This window comes from Streptomyces sp. NPDC096152 (genome assembly GCF_044763235.1).
Taxonomy (GTDB): domain Bacteria; phylum Actinomycetota; class Actinomycetes; order Streptomycetales; family Streptomycetaceae; genus Streptomyces.
The window spans coordinates 329930-344356 of record NZ_JBIWFW010000003.1; the positions used below are offsets into that span (position 1 = coordinate 329930).

Sequence of the window (14427 nt, forward strand, 5' to 3'; positions counted from 1 at the left end):
GGTAGTCACTGCGTCCGAGCCCGGTCGGAACGAACTACCGGGAACGGCTGGACACTTCACCGTTTTTCCTCCCGTCGAAGGAGCAACATGTCCCTCCCCCTGACCCGCCGGATCGCCCGTGCCGCGCTGCTCGTCGCTGCGGGAGCGGCTGCCGGGGTCGGTGCGGCCGGCTCCGCCAGTGCGGCTCCCGAACTGCCCGCCACCCCGAACCTCGGCGGACTGACCGCCCTGGACGGGGCGAGCGTCGGCAACACCGCGGACAGCGCCGCGCAGCACGTCGCCGGCGTCGCGGGCGACACCGGCGGCAAGACGCTCAAGCAGGCGGTGCCTGCCGCGGGCAGGACCGGCGGCAAGGTCGTGAAGCAGGCGGCGCCGGTGGCGCAGAAGACCACCGGGGAGGCCACGGGGGCGGCCGGGGGGCTGCTGGGGGACACGGCCAGGACGGCCACCAAGGGAGGGCTGCCGACGGACTCCGTGGGCAAGGGGGTGCCGGGGCAGTCGCTGCCCGTGAAGGGGCTGCCGCTGGGCTGATGCCCGGTGGGGTGCGGTGACGGGGTCCAGGGTTCGTCCCTGGGCCCCGTCGCCTTGTGCGGGCGTGTGCCTGCGCCGGCGGGGGTCGGGGTGGGGCGACCGGTGCCCGGCGCCGCGGACGGGCCTGGTTATGCCGACAGGCGGGTTGCCGCTGCTGCGATGCGTTCGTCTGTGGCTGTCAGGGCCACGCGGACGAACTGGGCGCCCGCTTCGCCGTAGAAGTCGCCCGGGGCGACCAGGATGCCGCGTTCGGCTAGGTGGGCGACCGTCTGCCAGCAGGACTCGTCCCGAGTGGCCCAGAGGTAGAGGCTCGCCTCGCTGTGCTCGATGCGGAAGCCGTGGCCGAGCAGGGCCTCGCGCAGGACCGCGCGGCGGGCCGCGTACCGCTCCCGCTGCTCCCGGACGTGGGTGTCGTCGCCGAGCGCCGCCACGGCTGCCGCCTGGGTGGGCGCCGAGGTCATCATGCCGACGTGCTTGCGGATCTCCAGCAGGGGCCCGAGGACCGCCGGGTCGCCGGCCAGGAAGGCGGCGCGGTAGCCGGCGAGGTTGGAGCGCTTGGAGAGGGAGTGGACCGCGACGACGCCGTCGTAGGAGCCGCCGTTCACGTCCGGGTGCAGGACCGAGACCGGGTCCGCCTCCCAGCCCAGCTCCAGGTAGCACTCGTCGGAGAAGACCAGCACGCCGTGCTCGCGGGCCCACGCCACGATCCGGGTGAGCTCCTCCTTGCCGAGCACCTGGCCCGTCGGGTTCGACGGGGAGTTCAGCCACAGCAGCTTCAGGCCCTGGGGGTCGAGCCGCGTCGGGTCGTCGTAGACCTCGTACTCGGCGCGGGCCAGGCGGGCGCCGACCTCGTAGGTCGGGTAGGCCAGGCGCGGGAAGGCCACCCGGTCGCCGGGGCCCAGGCCCAGCTGGGTGGGGAGCCAGGCGACCAGTTCCTTGGAGCCGACGATCGGCAGCACGTGGCGGTGGGTGACCCCCCGGGCGCCGAGGCGGCGCCCGACCCAGCCGGTGATCGCGTCCCGCAGCTCGGGCGTGCCCCACACGGTCGGGTAGCCCGGCGAGTCCGCCGCGGCGACGAGCGCCTTCTGGATCAGCTCGGGGACCGGGTCGACCGGGGTGCCGACGGACAGGTCGACGATGCCGTCCGGGTGGGCCGCGGCCGTCTTCTTGTACGGCTCCAGCTTGTCCCAGGGGAAGGTCGGAAGACGATCGGAGACTGCGGACACGGGATCGAGCTCACTTTCTGCTACGGCAAACGCCCCGGCCCCGTGCGGCGGTCCGAACGCTCGGGGCGATCAGGCCGCACGGGACCGAGGCGGCGCGGTGGGCGGGCCGCCGGGCGTTACTCGCCCTGCGGCGGCAGCGCGGCGATCACGGGGTGGTCGCGCTCGATCAGCCCGAGCTTGCTGGCGCCGCCGGGGGAGCCGAGCTCGTCGAAGAACTCGACGTTGGCCTTGTAGTAGTCCTTCCACTCCTCGGGAGTGTCGTCCTCGTAGAAGATCGCCTCGACCGGGCAGACCGGCTCACAGGCTCCGCAGTCGACGCATTCGTCCGGGTGGATGTACAAGGACCGCTGGCCCTCGTAGATGCAGTCGACCGGGCACTCCTCGATGCACGCCTTGTCCTTGACGTCGACACAAGGCTGCGCGATGACGTAGGTCACGCTGTCGTTCCTCCTCGATAGGGCGCTGGCGGGCCTCCACAGGCTCCGCCGCCTGGCGCGCGGGAGCGCGGCGTCGTCGATGCCCGCCCCTAGTATCTCCGTTCCTGGGCATGATCCGAACAGGAGGGGTGAACCGACCCGTGGAAATCTCTGCATCAGGACGCCTCGAGGTCCGCATCACCACTTCTGACGTGGGAAAAAGAGTCTCCGTACGGCGCTTGAGCGAACCTGGAGCGCCGGGTGAGAAGTTCACCGACACGGTAGGGGTTCTCACATCATGGGACGACGGTGTGCTACTGATCACACGAAAGGGCGGCGATACCGTCCGCATCGCGGAATCCTCGCTGGTGGCGGGCAAGGTCGTGCCCGCCGCGCCGGCCCGCCGCCGGGGTCCCGCGGCCTCGTACGAGGAGCTGGCGCGGGTCGCCGCCCGGGCGTGGCGGCCGGTGGAGAGCGAGCGGCTCGGGGAGTGGGAGCTGCGGGCCGCCGGAGGGTTCACGCGGCGGGCCAATTCGGTACTGCCGCTCGGTGACCCCGGCCTTCCGCTCGACGAGGCGCTCTCCGCCGTACGACGCTGGTATGGCGAGCGCGGGCTGCCCGCGTACGTCCAGACCGCGACCGGCGCCGAGGGCGCGCAGGAACAGCTGTGCGTGGAGCTGGAGCGGCGGGGCTGGGTGCGCGAGGTGACCGCCGAGCTGTGGATCGGGGCGCCGGCACCGGTCGCCGACCGGGACCCGGGCTCCGGGGTCGTGCTGTCCCGCACGGCCGACGAGGCGTGGCTTGCGCGTTACCGGCGCAAGGGGGTGAGTGAGGTGGCCCTGAAGGTGCTGGGCAGCGGGCCCTCGGTGTGGTTCGCGACGGTTCCCGGTGCGCCCGGCCGGGCGCCGGCCGCGATCGGTCGGTGTGTCGTGGACGGGCGGTGGGCCTCCTTCGCCGCCGTCGAGGTGGACCCGGAGGAGCGGCGGCGGGGGCTGGCCAGCGCCGTGATGGCCGCGCTGGCCCGGCAGGCGCTGGACGAGGGCGCGTCGGCGGCGTGGCTTCAGGTCGAGACCGACAACGCGGGGGCGCGGGCGCTGTACACCGGGATGGGATTCGCCGCGCACCACGCCTACCACCACTACCGCGAGCCGGACCCGGAGCCGGGGACGCCCGGCGCCCGCCGCTCGTGACGATCAACGGGAAAGGGTACGAGCCGGTCATGCGACCTCCCTGTCCCCCGCCGCCCGACCGGTCCGCGCAGCTGCGGCGCCGGTTCGCCGAGGAGGCGCGGGCCGAGCGGCCCGATCTCTCGCTGCTCTGCCTGCTGCTGGGCGCGGAGGCCGACGGCACGCTGGACGAGGCGGGCATGGACGCGGCACAGATCGAGCTGGACCGGCTGGCGGGGCGGCTGCCGTACCGGCCGGGCGGACCACGCGCGTGGGCTCAGGCGCTGTGCGAGCTGCTCGGCGAGTGCTACGAGTTCCGCGGCTCCGGCGCGGACTACCGGCGGCTGGAGTCCTCGCTGCTGCACGTGGTGCTGCGGCGGCGGCGCGGGCTGCCGATCCTGCTGTCGGTGGTGTGGATGGAGGTCGCGCGCCGCGCGGGGGCTCCGGTGTACGGGGTCGCGCTGCCCGGGCACTTCGTGGTCGGGTTCGGGACGGCGGAGGAGCAGGTGCTCGCCGATCCGTTCGACGGGGGGCGGGTGCTCACGGGGGCGGACGCCGAGCTGCTGGTCGTCGGGGCGACGGGGGCGCCGCTGCACCCGTCGATGCTCGTGCCCGCGACGCCCCTGGACGTCGTGCTGCGGATCCTCAACAACATCCGCGCGTGGGCCGCGGCCCGCCCCGAGCGGTCGGACGTGGCGCTGTGGGCGGTGGAGCTGTCCCTGCTGCTGCCCTCGCACCCGGCGCGGCTGCGGTACGAGCGGGCGCAGGTGCTGGTGCAGCGCGGGGAGTTCGTCGGCGGGGCCGTGGAGCTGGAGGCGTACGCGGAGCTGGTGGCCGCGGTGGACGAGACCGCGGCTCGGCGGGTACGGGAGCAGGCGCGGGCTGCGCGGGCGCGGCTCAACTGAGCCGGGGGCGCCTTGCCGGGGGTGCCCTGCCGGCAGGGGGGCTCCTGGTGTCTGTTCGCCGTGGGGGTGTGGCCGGGTGGGCGGGTGCGGGTGGGGGGTGGCTGGTCGCGCAGTTCCCCGCGCCCCTGGGTTGGCTGGTCGGGTCCGGGGATCCCCGCGCGCGTCCCTTGGACGCACTGGCCGGGGCCCTGGTTCACAGGTCGCGCCCCCTGGGGGTGCTTCTCGGGGGTTACAGCCAGCCCTTTTCCCGGGCGATGCGGGCGGCCTCGGTTCTGTTGCGTACGGCCAGTTTCTGGATGGCTGTCGAGAGGTAATTGCGGACCGTGCCCTGGGAGAGGTGGAGGGACGTGGCCAGTTCGGCGTTGGTGGAGCCGTCGGCCGCGGCGCGCAGCACCTCGCGTTCGCGGTCGGTCAGCGGGTTGGCGCCCTCGGCGAGGGCCGCGGCGGCCAGGGTGGGGTCGATCACCCGCTCCCCGGCGAGCACCTTCCGTACCGCCTCCGCCAGTTGGGCGGCGGGGGCGTCCTTCACCAGGAAGGCGTCGGCACCGGCCTCCATGGCGCTGCGCAGGTAGCCGGGGCGGCCGAAGGTGGTGAGGACGACGAGTTTGAGAGCGGGGAGTTCGCGGTGCAGCACGGCGGCGGCCTCGATGCCGGTGCAGCCCGGCATCTCGATGTCGAGCAGGGCCACGTCGACGTCGTGCGCGCGCGCCGCCGCCAGGACCTCGTCCCCGCGCGCCACCTGGGCGACGACCTCGATGTCGTCCTCCAGGCCGAGCAGAGCGGCCAGTGCCTCGCGGACCATCGACTGGTCCTCGGCCAGGAGGACCTTGATCGTGCTGCTCATGCCGGGGATCCTACGTCCACGGGGGCCGTGGCGGGCGTGCGGGCGACGAGCCGGAAGCCGTGCCGGGACCGGCCCGCATCCAGCGTCCCGCCGGCCTTGGTGAGGCGTTCGGTCAGGCCGGTCAGGCCGTTGCCGGGTCCGCTGCCGGAGCCGCCCGATCCGTTGTCCTCCACGGACAGTTCGAGCATCGGGCCGTCCAGCGTCTGCCGCCGCACCACCTCCACCGCGCAGCGCCGGGCGCCGCTGTGCCGTACGACGTTGGTGACCGCCTCGCGCAGCGCCCAGGCGAGGGCGGACTCGCTCTCCTCGGGCACGCCGTCGAGGTCGGGTTCGGCGGGCAGTTCGGCGGTGACCCCGGCCGCCGTCAACGCGACCCGGGCGCCCGCGAGTTCGGCGGACAGCCGGGGGCGCCGGTAGCCGGTTACGGCCTCGCGCACGTCGACGAGGGCCTGCCGGCTGACCTGTTCGATGTCGGCGATCTGCTGGGCGGCCTTGTCCGGGTGGGCGGGGAGCATCCGGCCGGCCAGCTCGCTCTTCAGCGTGATCAGGGAGAGCGAGTGGCCGAGCAGGTCGTGCAGGTCGCGGGCGAGCCGTAGCCGCTCCTCGTTGGCGGCGAGCTGGGCGACGGTGGCGCGGGCCTTGCGCAGTTCGACCGTGGTGCGCACCAGTTGCCGTACGCCGGTCATCGCGAACCCGACGAGCAGCACCAGGATCAGGGTCCACCCGTCGCGCTGACCGGCGTGCAGGCCCATGAGCAGCATGGCGACGGTGGTCAGCGGGATCGTCCAGTAGGCGGTGCGCAGCGGGAAGACCGCGCCGCAGGTCACCGAGACGTACACGAAGAGACCGATCCAGTGTCCGCCGAGGGTGAGGCACAGGACGACGGCGAGCGTGCCGAGCACGGCGACCAGGCAGGCCACGACCGGCTCGGAGAACTGCCGGCCCATGTTCCTGAACACCAGCGTCAGGTAGATCCCGGCGAAGGCCAGCAGCCCCGCCCAGCCGGCCACGGTGGCGGCGGTCGTATGGGCGTGGGAGACCAGGTCCTGCACCGGCGAGCTGAGGAAGATCAGCCAGGGCAGGATCCACACGAGCTTGCACAGGGCCTCGCCCCCGGTCCGGGGCGATTCCCCCATGCGCATGAGGCGCTCCGCCCGGGCCTCGCCGGGCCGCAGGTCGTCCGTCGTGGCGCTCACGCCTTCAGCGTGTCCTTCCGGTACAGCCACGCCGCGCCGCCCGCGAACAGGGCGAAGAAGACGGCGAGGATGGCGATGTCCTGGGCGTGCGGGGCCCGGCTCTGTTCGATGGCCTGCCCGAGAGCAGCGTACGCGTGCGTGGGGAGCCACTTGGCGATGTTCTGGAGCCAGGCGGGGAAGGTGGTGGCCGGCATCCACAGGCCGCCCAGCAGCGACAGGCCGAAGTAGACGATCATCGTGATCGGGCGGACCGCGTCCCCGCCGGCGAGGTAGCCGAGGGCCACGCCGAGCGCGGCGAAGACGAGGCTGCCTGCCCAGATGGCGCCGGTGAGGGCGAGCCACTGCCAGGCGTCGAGGCGGACCTGCTTCACGGCGGCCGCGACGACGAAGACGACCACGATGGACGGCAGGCTGACCACGGCCGCGCTCGCGGTCTTGGCGAGCACGTAGCCGCGCCCCGGCAGGCTGGTCAGCCGCAACTGCCTCACCCAGCCGCTCTCCCGCTCCTTGGCGATGCGCTCGCTGTTGCCCATGAGCACGGCGGTCAGGGCGCCGAAGGAGGCCATGGAGACCATCATGTACGTCGGCAGGGTCAGGCCGGTGCCGTCGACCTTGGCGGCGCTGTCCGCCTTGCCGGCGACGATCAGGAACAGCAGCGAGGGGTAGAGCACGGAGAAGAACAGGAACTTGCGGTTGCGCAGGGCGCGGGCGAGTTCCAGCTTGATCAGACTGGTCACGGCTGCCTGGCCTCCTCGGCCTCGGTGATGGCGACGAACGCCTGCTCGAGCCCGAGCCCGGCGACTTCGAGATTGCGGGGGCGGACGCCGAGCCCGTACAGGGCGTGCACGGTCGCGTCGGCGTCGGCGGACTGGATGCGGACGGTCCGGCCCGACACGTCGATCGAGGTCAGGAAGGGCAGGCCGCGCAGGGCCGCCTCGTCGACGGGGTCCGCCAGGTCGAAGGAGACGCGGCGGGCGCCGGCCTTCGCCTTGATCTCGGCGGCGGTGCCGTCGGCAGCAGCCGTCCGCGGTGCAGCACGAGCACCCGGTCGGCGATCGCGTCCGCCTCCTCCAGGTAGTGCGTGGCGAAGAGCACCGTGCGGCCCTGGTCGGCCTGCTCGCGCATGGTGGTCCAGAAGGCCTGGCGCGCGGAGACGTCCATGCCGGTGGTCGGCTCGTCCAGGACGATCAGGTCGCTGTCGCCGGCCGTCGCGAGGGCGAAGCGGACGCGCTGGGCCTGGCCGCCGGAGAGCTTGTTGACCTTGCGGTCGGCGATCTGGGAGATTCCGGCGCGGGCCAGCACGTCCTCGACCCGGTAGCGGCGGGGGTGCAGGTCGCAGCCGAGCTTGACCAGTTCGGCGACGGTGACCTCCTCCATCAGCCCGCCGCTCTGGAGCATGGCGCCAACCCGCCCGGCGACGATCGCCTCGCGCGGGCCGGTGCCGAAGACGGTGACCGTGCCGCTGTCGGCCTGCTTGAGGCCGAGCAGCAGATCGAGGGTGGTGGACTTGCCTGCGCCGTTCGGACCGAGCAGCGCCACGGTCTCCCCCGGGTGCAGGGCGAGGGTCAGACCGTCCACGGCCCGTACGTCCCCGTAGCTCTTGGTCACCTGGTCGAACCCCGCCACCGTGTCCGTGGCGGTGCTCTCCGCTGTCGTCGTCATGCACCCCATCGTGGCCGTCGGGCCGGGGCAGCGGGCAGTGTCGGGGGTCCTGACCGGCGGATGACAGATGTCATACGGGACGGGTGACAGGGGCGCCCCGGCACGGCGGAGGGCACCCGGTGTCCGTGCCGGACCGGGTGCCCTCCTCGTACCGTGCGCTCGCTGGCTGGGGTTCGTCTGCTAGCTGGGGTTCGTCTGGATGACGCCCACCCGGTTGGTGGTGCTCAGCAGGGCCGGGCGCAGCGCGCTGATCACGTCCTGGACGGTGACGGCCGTCTTCTGGCCGGTGCCCCGGGTGACCAGGACGCCGTCGAAGGTGCTGCCGTAGAGCTCCTTCAGCGCCGCCTGGTCGTAGTACTCGACGAGCTTGCCGTTCACGGCCTTGACGCCGAGGAACTTCCACAGGGACTTCTGCGGGCTGAACGCCACGACGTGCGCCCCGTCGGGGGTCTTCAGGGTGACCTTCGCGGACATCGCCGGCTGCGCGAACTGCTTCATCATCCGGTCGACCTCGGCGTTGGAGACCGTCGGCCGGCGCATGGTGGTGGGCAGCTGCACCGGTGTGCCCGGCCCCGACTCCACCGCGGTGCGGTACGCCTGCTCGACGGCCTTGGTCGACCCGGCGACGTCGACGCCCTTGCCCGTCCTGCCGTAGACGGGTACGGCCTTGCCGGACTCGAACTTGATGGTGCCGTCCGAGGAGACGGCGCCGCCCGAGGCGTTCTGCAGGGCCACCTGGAGCTTCTCCTCGTCGACCGGCATGACCGGGTCGACGACGCGCTCGCCGCCGAAGAGCGAGCCGATCACGGAGACCGGGTTGTAGTCGCTCTTCGCCGCCGCGCTGGCCGTGGCCTGGGTGTCGAACTGGAGGCCGGCCTGGTCCGGCCTCAGGGTGAGGGTCTTGCCCTCGACCGACAGCTTCAGCGGTGTCCTCACCCGGTCGCCGAAGGCGTCGTCGAGCTTCTTGACCGCGTCGTCACGGGTGCCGCCGCCGATGTCGACGCCGAGCACGGTGGTGCCCTTGGGCACGTCGGAGTGGTTCATCAGCAGCCCGGCGCCGTAGGCGAGACCGGCGAGGGCGACGAGGCCCCCGCCGACCAGCGCCACCTTGTTGCGGCCCTTCTTCTTGGGCGCCTTCTTGTTCGAGGCGGCGGGGGCGTTCGGCGCGAGCGGCTCGGGCAGCCTCGGGGGCGTGTGCGGCAGCGGGCCGTCACCGCCGGGGCCCGGCCGGAACGGCGCGTTCGGGCCGGCCTGCACGACGGGAATGCCGCTGGTGACGGTGTGCCCGGAGACGTTGTCGGGCCGGTTGCCGTAGCCGGGCGTGCCCTCGGGGGCCGGCTTCTGCGGGGTGAGGATCGCGGTGTCGTCGCTCAGGCCACCGCCCGGGTGGGCCGGGTGCGCGCCGGGGGCGCCGCCCGGTCCGGCCGGGTGGCCGCCGAGGGGTGGCACCCGGGGGCCGTCCCCGGTGACCGGACCGGCGGTCGGGCCCGCGGGACCCTGCGCACCGGCCGGGCCGCCGGGGCGGGGGAAGCCGCCGGTGTCACCCGGACCGCCGTAGCCGCCCTGCCCGTTCGGGCCGCTCCGACCGCTCTGCCCGTTCTGCCCGTTCTGGCCCGCCGATGCGCTCTGGTTGCCCTCAGCGAAGTACGGCAGGTCGTCGCGGCGCGGCTCGCCACCGGGGCGGGAGCCGCCGCCCAGCGGGCCCGCCGCCAGCGCCTCGGTCACGTCGAAGGAGCCGGTGCCGCCACCGTGGCCCGGCGCGACGGGGCCGCCGGTGGCCCCGGGCAGCCCGGCGCCGCCGGGACGGGGCCCGCCGCCGGGCCGGGAGCCGCCCGGCACACTCATGGAGCCGACGACGCCGCCCGGGCGGCCGCCGGCGCCCGCAGCACCCGCACCGGAGCCGGACGCGCCCGGGCCGCTGCCGGAACCGGTCGCGGGCGCGCCCGAACCGCCGGGCATCCCCGCGCCGTTGGTGGAGCCGCCGCCCGGACCGCTCTTGGCGGGGCCGGACTTGCGGGGCGCGAACCAGTCGCTGGTCGGCTTCTCGTCGGCCGCGGCCTGGGGCTCGGCGGCCGGCTCCTGGGGAGCGGGGGACGGCGCGGCGGCCGGCGGCTGCGCCTCGACGCCGGTGTCCTCGGCCGCGTTCTCGGCCCCGGAGCCGGACCCGGCGACGGGCTTGCGCATGACGACGGGCGGGATGGGCCGGGACCCGGGGATGTTGATCCGGATCCGGGTCGTCAGCGTCGTCTCGGTCTTGCGTTCCTCCGGCTGCGCGGCCGAACGGCCCGCGTCCGCACCGTTGTCGGAGACCATGGGCGTGCCGTACGGCGGGGTCCCCGAGGGGTAGGCGGCTCCGCCGCGCCCGTTGGGCCCGGAGGACGGAGTGTCAGTTTCACGACTCAAGGCAGGTTCTCCCGGTTGGCTCCGCCGCCCGACACGACCTCACTTTGCTCGAGCGGCTCGGCGGCGCGCACCACCATACTGGCCACTTCTGGCCTGTATCCCACGACCGCCGGGGAAACCCGCACCGGACCCGCACGCGCAAGCCGGGCAGAAGTAGGACGTCACTTGCCAAGTCGGACGTCGTCGCCGTCCGGTTGCCGCCCCGGACCCAAAGTGGCGCAGATCACAGCAAGTGCCATGCCGCCGAGCAGGAAGAGATAGGAGCCGCCGCCCGCGGCGAAGAGGAAGTCCCCCTCGGGCCGGCTGGCGGTGAGCAGGACCACGGCGACCATCCAGCCCGCGGCGGGCGCCACCGCCCCGGCCCGGCTGCGCGCGGCCCGCGCCCCGCCCAGGAAGAGCCCGGCGGCACCGGCGAGGGCGAGCAGCAGCCCGCCGGGGAACCAGGCGGCCTGCACCAGCGCCCCGGCGACGGCGACCACCGCGCCGAGCACGAAGAGTCCCAGGTAGGCCGCGAAGCGCCCGGCGGAGGGCGGCTTCAGCGGCTGGGCCAGCAGGGGGCCACCGCGGTCTGCCGGGTTCACGACGCCTCCTCGATCCCCGCGAACAGGTCGGTCTCCCGCTCCCCGGCGTGCGCGCCGCGCACCAGCTCGTAGTACTCGGTCCCGAAGAGGGGCTGCGCGAGCTCGTTGGAGAGCGCGAAGTACGGCTCGGCGACCTCGATCTGCGTGGCGTGCGCGCGCATCGCGGCGGCCTTGGCGGCGGTGTACGCGGTGCCGCCGTCGATCTCGGTGGTGATCCGCTCGTCGTCCACGACGCCGGGGAGGTCGTCGACGGAGGCCGGCTTGGCGAAGGGCAGGCCGGACAGGTCGCCCTGGAGCCGGGCGAAGGCGGCGTCGGCGACGGAGCGCGGCATCCGGTTCCAGTAGACCTTGGCGATCCGCCAGGGCTCGCCCAGATGGGGCCGTACGACGGCGTCGGCGGCCAGGTCGGCGGCGCGCATGGCGACGCGGTGGGCCTTGATGTGGTCGGGGTGGCCGTAGCCGCCGTGGTCGTCGTAGGTGACGAGGACCTGGGGGCGCACCTCGCGGATCACCGCGACGAGGTGCTCGGCGGCCGCGTCGAGGTCGGCCTGCCACAGGCAGCCCGGGTCGTCGTTGTCGGCGAGGCCCATCATCCCGGAGTCCCGGTACCGCCCGTCGCCGCCGAGCAGCCGGACGTCGCCGACGCCCAGCTCGCGCAGGGCGGCGTCGAGCTCCTGCCGGCGGTGCGCGCCGAGCGCGGCACCGCTCAGCCGCCGGAGCCCGGGCGGGATGACCTCGCCCCGCTCGCCGAGGGTGCAGGTGACCAGGGTCACCCGGGCGCCCTCGGCCGCGTAGCGGGCCATGGTCACGCCGTTGTTGATCGACTCGTCGTCCGGGTGCGCGTGCACCAGGAGCAGACGCCGGGCGGGCAGTTCCGTCATGGGGTCCAGCCTACGAGGCGTCCGTCCGGACGGCGCCGCCGCCGCCGCCGGTGCGGGGGTGCGCGGTGGGCGACGTCGTCAGAACTTGAGGCTCCCGATCATCCCCGCGATGTTCGTGGTCAGCTCGCTGATCGTGGGAGCGACCGTCGAGGAGGCGAGGTAGAAGCCGAGGAGCATGCACACGATGGCGTGACCGGCTTTCAATCCCGACTTCTTGATCAACAGGAAGACGACGATCGCCAGCAGCACCACCGCCGAAATCGAGAGTGCCACGGCGGTTCACCTCCAAAGATCCCAGGACACGGGGGGGTTCGGACTATGGGGGCAGATAAATCCACACAGGGAGCAGCAGGTTCATACCCACTATGCGCTAGTGATCATAACTATCCGTACGTGCGCATCGATCGGCGCACGGCCGCACAAGGGGGCGCATGGCCAATATGGTCGTGGCATGACGACCGAGCCTGTCTCCTTCCCCCGACGGCACGCGCGGACCCAGCGGTTCACGCTCGGCGCGCCGCGCGCGTTCACCGTGGCGCCCGACGCGTCCCGCGTCGCGTTCCTGCGCTCGAACTCCGGCACGGACCGGGCGCATTCCCTGTGGGTGCTCGATCTGGCGGACGGCCGGGAGCGGGTGGCCGCCGACCCGCGGGCCCTTCTCGGCGGTACCTCGGAGCACCTGTCGCAGCAGGAGCGGGCGCGCCGGGAACGCAGCCGCGAGGGAGGTGCCGGGATCGTGGGCTACGCCACCGACACGGCCGTGGAGTTGGCGTCTTTCGCCTTGTCAGGGCGGCTTTTCACGGCGGAGCTGCGGGCCGGCACGGCACGTGAACTCCCGGTCCCCGGACCGGTGATCGACCCCCGCCCGGCCCCCGACGGGCGGCATGTCGCCTACGTCGCGGGGGGCGCCCTGCGGGTGGTGGGCGCCGAGGGCGAGGGCGACCGGGCGCTCGCCGAGCCAGAGCCGGCAACGGGCGAGGGCGAGGTCTCCTACGGGCTGGCCGAGTTCATCGCGGCCGAGGAGATGGAGCGGTCGCGGGGGTTCTGGTGGGCTCCGGAGTCGGACCGGCTGCTGGTGGCGCGGGTGGACGACACGCCGGTACGGCGGTGGTGGATCTCCGATCCGGCGCACCCGGAGAGCGAGCCGCGGCGGGTCGCGTACCCGGCGGCGGGCACCGGCAACGCGGAGGTGCGGCTGTTCGTGCTCGGCCTGGACGGGACGCGCACGGAGGTCCTCTGGGACCGCGCCCGCTACCCGTATCTCGCCCGTGCGCACTGGTCAGCGGCGGGTGCGCCGCTGCTGCTGGTGCAGGCGCGGGACCAGCGAAGCCAGCTGTACCTGGCCGTGGACCCGGACTCGGGGGCGACCCGGATGGTGCACGCCGACGAAGATCCAACATGGCTGGATCTTTTCCCTGGGGTGCCCAGCTGGACCCCGTCCGGCCGGCTCGTGCGGATCACCGACGAGGGCGGCGCGCGGCGCCTGGCGGTCGGCGAACGCCCGCTGACCGGGCCGCAGTTGCACATCCGGGCGGTCCTCGACGTGGCGGACGACGACGTGCTGGTCTCGGCCTCGGCGGGCGAGGAGGCCGCCGCCGAGGAGACCGGCGAGGTGCACGTCTACCGGGTCAACGAGCTCGGCTGGGAGCGAATCTCTCAGGAGCCCGGCGTGCACGCGGCGGTGCGCGCCGGGAGCGTGACCGTACTGGTCTCCGCCACGCTCGACCGGCCGGGCGCCCGGGTCCGGGTGCTCCGGGACGGCAAGCAGACGGCCACCATCGCCTCTCATGCCGAAGATCCCGGTTTGTCCCCGCGCGTGACCCTCACCCAGGGGGGCGCACGCCGAATCCCGTGCGCCGTGCTTATGCCTACGGACTACCACGGTGACACTCCCCTGCCGGTCCTGATGGATCCCTACGGCGGCCCGCACGGCCCCCGCGTGGTCGCCGCGCACAACGCGCACCTGACCTCCCAGTGGTTCGCCGACCAGGGTTTCGCGGTGGTCGTCGCGGACGGCCGCGGCACCCCCGGCCGCTCCCCCGCCTGGGAGAAGGCGGTCCACCACGACTTCACGCTCAGCCTCGACGACCAGGTCGAGGCCCTGCGCGACCTGGCGCGGACCCACCCGCTCGACCTGTCCCGGGTGGCGATCCGCGGCTGGTCCTACGGCGGCTACCTGGCGGGCCTGGCCGTACTGCGCCGTCCCGACGTCTTCCACGCGGGCATCGCGGGCGCCCCGGTCACCGACTGGCGGCTCTACGACACCCACTACACGGAGCGGTACCTGGGCGATCCGGCCGCGCACCCGGAGTCGTACGCCAGGAGTTCCCTGGTCACCGACGAAGGCCTGGCCGAACCCGCCGAGCCGCACCGCCCGCTGATGATCGTGCACGGCCTGGCCGACGACAACGTGGTGGTCGCCCACGCCCTGCGCCTGTCCTCCGCCCTGCTGGCCGCCGGCCGCCCGCACGAGGTGCTCCCGCTCTCCGGCGTCACCCACATGACCCCGCAGGAACAGGTCGCGGAGAACCTGCTGCTGCTCCAGGTGGACTTCCTGAAGCGTTCGCTGGGCCTCGCCTGAGCGCGGGCGCACGGCAACGGGCCGGGGCGACTTGG

The 14427-nt window shown here is 73.7% G+C and carries 13 protein-coding genes and 1 pseudogene; 4 read left to right on the forward strand and 10 right to left on the reverse strand.

The window, feature by feature from the left end:
- Positions 1–87: 87 nt before the first annotated feature.
- Positions 88–531: an ATP-binding protein gene (locus tag ACIQ9G_RS11710; protein WP_403608304.1), complete on the forward strand. Its 444-nt coding sequence runs from the start codon at positions 88–90 to the stop codon at positions 529–531.
- 128 nt (positions 532–659) lie between these two features.
- Here the strand turns inward: ACIQ9G_RS11710 and ACIQ9G_RS11715 are convergent, their stop codons facing one another.
- On the reverse strand, positions 660–1757 hold the full coding sequence (locus ACIQ9G_RS11715; RefSeq protein WP_403608305.1) for a bifunctional succinyldiaminopimelate transaminase/glutamate-prephenate aminotransferase: 1098 nt from the start codon (positions 1755–1757) through the stop codon (positions 660–662).
- A 116-nt stretch (positions 1758–1873) separates the two neighbouring features.
- Entirely contained in the window at positions 1874–2194 is a 321-nt protein-coding gene (fdxA, locus tag ACIQ9G_RS11720; RefSeq protein ID WP_020942069.1) for a ferredoxin, read from the reverse strand.
- A 110-nt stretch (positions 2195–2304) separates the two neighbouring features.
- Between fdxA and ACIQ9G_RS11725 the strand changes: the two genes are divergently transcribed.
- Positions 2305–3363 carry a GNAT family N-acetyltransferase gene (locus ACIQ9G_RS11725; RefSeq protein ID WP_403608306.1) on the forward strand — a complete coding sequence of 353 codons (1059 nt, stop codon included), beginning with the start codon at positions 2305–2307 and terminating at the stop codon, positions 3361–3363.
- A 29-nt stretch (positions 3364–3392) separates the two neighbouring features.
- Entirely contained in the window at positions 3393–4244 is an 852-nt protein-coding gene (locus ACIQ9G_RS11730; protein ID WP_403608307.1) for a tetratricopeptide repeat protein, read from the forward strand.
- A gap of 229 nt (positions 4245–4473) precedes the next feature.
- Here ACIQ9G_RS11730 and ACIQ9G_RS11735 read toward each other — a convergent pair whose 3' ends face one another.
- The 8 genes and pseudogenes from ACIQ9G_RS11735 to ACIQ9G_RS11770 all read right to left on the reverse strand — a co-directional run bounded on the left by ACIQ9G_RS11735 (position 4474) and on the right by ACIQ9G_RS11770 (position 12084).
- Positions 4474–5088: a response regulator transcription factor gene (locus tag ACIQ9G_RS11735; RefSeq protein WP_403608308.1), complete on the reverse strand. Its 615-nt coding sequence runs from the start codon at positions 5086–5088 to the stop codon at positions 4474–4476.
- Complete coding sequence (locus tag ACIQ9G_RS11740) at positions 5085–6284, reverse strand: sensor histidine kinase (protein WP_403608309.1); 1200 nt, start codon at positions 6282–6284, stop codon at positions 5085–5087. The genes ACIQ9G_RS11735 and ACIQ9G_RS11740 overlap by 4 nt, the downstream gene beginning before the upstream one ends.
- Entirely contained in the window at positions 6281–7021 is a 741-nt protein-coding gene (locus tag ACIQ9G_RS11745; protein WP_403608310.1) for an ABC transporter permease, read from the reverse strand. Before ACIQ9G_RS11745 ends, ACIQ9G_RS11740 begins: the two co-directional genes overlap by 4 nt.
- Positions 7018–7946 (reverse strand): annotated as a pseudogene (locus tag ACIQ9G_RS11750) (ABC transporter ATP-binding protein). Before ACIQ9G_RS11750 ends, ACIQ9G_RS11745 begins: the two are co-directional and overlap by 4 nt.
- A gap of 180 nt (positions 7947–8126) precedes the next feature.
- A complete protein-coding gene (locus ACIQ9G_RS11755) occupies positions 8127–10349 on the reverse strand; it encodes a hypothetical protein (protein WP_403608311.1) in 2223 nt (740 codons plus the stop codon).
- A 161-nt stretch (positions 10350–10510) separates the two neighbouring features.
- On the reverse strand, positions 10511–10930 hold the full coding sequence (locus tag ACIQ9G_RS11760; protein ID WP_403608312.1) for a DUF6113 family protein: 420 nt from the start codon (positions 10928–10930) through the stop codon (positions 10511–10513).
- The gene (gene mshB, locus ACIQ9G_RS11765; protein ID WP_403608313.1) at positions 10927–11811 is read right to left on the reverse strand and encodes an N-acetyl-1-D-myo-inositol-2-amino-2-deoxy-alpha-D-glucopyranoside deacetylase; all 885 of its coding nucleotides are present in this window, start codon (positions 11809–11811) and stop codon (positions 10927–10929) included. The genes ACIQ9G_RS11760 and mshB overlap by 4 nt, the downstream gene beginning before the upstream one ends.
- Before the next feature lie 78 nt (positions 11812–11889).
- On the reverse strand, positions 11890–12084 hold the full coding sequence (locus tag ACIQ9G_RS11770) for a hypothetical protein (protein WP_403608314.1): 195 nt from the start codon (positions 12082–12084) through the stop codon (positions 11890–11892).
- 178 nt (positions 12085–12262) lie between these two features.
- Between ACIQ9G_RS11770 and ACIQ9G_RS11775 the strand changes: the two genes are divergently transcribed.
- The gene (locus tag ACIQ9G_RS11775) at positions 12263–14392 is read left to right on the forward strand and encodes a prolyl oligopeptidase family serine peptidase (RefSeq protein WP_403608315.1); all 2130 of its coding nucleotides are present in this window, start codon (positions 12263–12265) and stop codon (positions 14390–14392) included.
- Positions 14393–14427: the final 35 nt, after the last annotated feature.